Annotated in this window: 3 protein-coding genes; 1 reads left to right on the plus strand and 2 read right to left on the minus strand. The window is 58.4% G+C overall.

Annotated features, from left to right (window positions below; translation table 11 throughout):
* Positions 1–496: ferritin family protein (locus tag DI605_RS21395; protein ID WP_293977805.1), on the minus strand; the 496-nt coding region annotated here is incomplete at its 3' end.
* Between the two features lie 80 nt (positions 497–576).
* Positions 577–1,128, minus strand: a complete 552-nt coding sequence (locus DI605_RS21400; protein ID WP_293977808.1) for a hypothetical protein — start codon at positions 1,126–1,128, stop codon at positions 577–579.
* A gap of 63 nt (positions 1,129–1,191) precedes the next feature.
* Between DI605_RS21400 and DI605_RS21405 the strand changes: the two genes are divergently transcribed.
* Positions 1,192–1,992 (plus strand): enoyl-ACP reductase, encoded by an 801-nt coding sequence (locus DI605_RS21405; protein ID WP_293977810.1) that lies wholly within the window; start codon positions 1,192–1,194, stop codon positions 1,990–1,992.
* The last annotated feature ends 224 nt before the right edge of the window (positions 1,993–2,216 follow it).

Below are 2,216 nucleotides of genomic sequence, written 5' to 3' on the forward strand. Positions count from 1 at the left end.
CAAGGTCTTTGGCATTTTCGGTCAGGTTCTTATCCTGCAAACTCACCGCCTTGCGCTCATGCTTCTGCTCCGCTGCGGCTAGGTCACCCAGCAGCCTGCGCACATCCACATCCTGGCTGCGCTTGGCGGCCAGCAGATAAAAACGCCCCGCCTGCCCTTCCATCTCTTCAGCAAGGCGCCACAATTTCTCCACATTGAGCGGCTGCACCAGCCACACAGGCTCAATTTTACGGAATCCCTTCACATCCCCGCGCCGCACAAGCGGAATGTGCGGCCCGAATTTGGCCTTGAACACATCCAGCAGCGCGCGGCGGTGCCCGTCCTCTTCTGCAGCCATTTCATCAAACACCGCCGCCGTGGCGGCAAACTCACCACGCAACTGCTCGGCAATGTCGCGATAAATGCGGCCGTCTTCCTCTTCGGCCCCAATGGCCAGCGCCAGCACTTCCTTTTCGCTCAAACTCTCAAACGCACGCAACTCACGGCCACCGAACATCGTAAAACCCTTATCTTCTTATCCTTAGCGTAACGCAAAAGGCGGCGGAACCCAAACAGGTTCCGCCGCCTCTCATAGTCTCAGGCAGCTTTCCGCGGCCCGGCTGTGGCAATCTCCACCGCCATCGCCATTGTGGCTTCCAGCGTGTCAAACACGGGTATTACCAACTTTTTGCCGAAGTAAACCTCATGGAACTCCGCACAGAATTGCCTGAGGTACGCCATCTTCTTGGCCGAAGCCGGCGCGCCAACCACCATCCGCTCGGGCTTGAGCACAGCCATCGTGCCAAATTCCACATTCGATGTGAAGGCTGGCATCTTCATTTCACCGGTAGGCGTCAGGCTCAGGTCACGCGGCATCCAACACGCGACACAGGCCGAAGCCCGTAAAGCCAGCCATTCCCAGCGGGTCTGCTCGCCGTAAACCACATCGTGCAGCCCCCATTCGGGATCTTCCGGAAGAAACACAGTGCCATCAAACCCGAGCAATTCCAGAGCATTCAGCGCATCAGGCCGCCACGATTCCACATAGTCTATTTCCCGGGGCGTCGGCCCCACCAGAAAGATGCTGTCTGGAACAAGGCCATCAACATCAACCGGCGGCAATTCCTGCCGCGCATAAATGGTACGCATGAGATACTCCCTACACAAACAGGCAACCTTTGCCTGCTTCCATAGCTATGTTATACACTTCGCATGGAAAACGCTCAAGCACCGCAACTTCTCGCGGGAAAAACCGGCCTCATCATGGGTGTGGCCAACGATTGGTCAATCGCATGGGGTATCGCCGAAGCCGCACAGGCCGCAGGCGCCAAGCTCATCTTCACCTACCCCAACGCGGCGGTCGAAAAGCGCGTCCGTGCTTTAGCCGAAAAACTCGGCGGCATCCCGGTCTACCCGTGCGATGTCCAGGCCAACAGCCAGCTCATCACCCTTAACCACGCGCTGGAAGCCGACGGCCACCAGCTCGACTTCATCGTTCACGCCATCGCTTTTGCCAATAAAGAGGAACTCAAGGGCGGCATCTCGCAAACCTCGCGCGAAGGCTTCAACCTCGCCATGGATGTCTCCTGCTACTCCCTGATCGCGGTCATGAAGTACCTCAAGCCCCGCCTCTCCCTCACCGCCTCGATCCTGACCCTCACCTACGAAGGCAGTATCAAGGTCGTGCCCAACTACAACGTCATGGGTGTCGCAAAAGCCGCGCTGGAAGCCGCTGTCCGTTACCTCGCCGCCGAGTTCGGCCCGCAGGGCATCCGCGTCAACGCCATTTCGGCAGGCCCCATCAACACCATGGCCGCGCGCGGTATTTCCGACTTCGGCAACATGCTGAAGCACCACGAAGCTACCGCCCCGATGCGCCGCCTCACCTCCAAGGAAGACGTCGCCGGCGCCGCCCTCTACCTGCTCTCCAGCCTGGGCAGCGGCACCACGGGCGAAGTCCTGAACGTCGATACCGGCGCCCACATCCTCGGCCCCACACCCGCAGGCATGTAAGCCCACTCGCAAAAAAGGCGCCAACCAGCGCCTTTTTTCGACTCCGATGCGAAGCATCATTGCCCCTGCGCGCGGAGCTATAAACAGATATCCCGGCGCTTTTTACTTAGCGCCGTGTACAACCAAAAGGGTACATCAGCTAAGTTAAAAAGTGCTGGGGAGCTGTTTTAGCCCGCGCCTTAAAGTTAAAGCACTTCAAGAATTCCCTTCTCACCCTCTTTATA

It is taken from the genome of Sphingomonas sp. (genome assembly GCF_003248515.1).
Taxonomy (GTDB): Bacteria; Pseudomonadota; Alphaproteobacteria; order Sphingomonadales; family Sphingomonadaceae; genus Sphingomonas_I.

Coding starts and splice junctions, on each gene's coding strand:
- DI605_RS21400 (WP_293977808.1), bottom strand. CDS start 1,128: ATGCGTACCATTTATGCGCGGCAGGAATTGCCGCCGGTTGATGTTGAT.
- DI605_RS21405 (WP_293977810.1), top strand. CDS start 1,192: ATGGAAAACGCTCAAGCACCGCAACTTCTCGCGGGAAAAACCGGCCTC.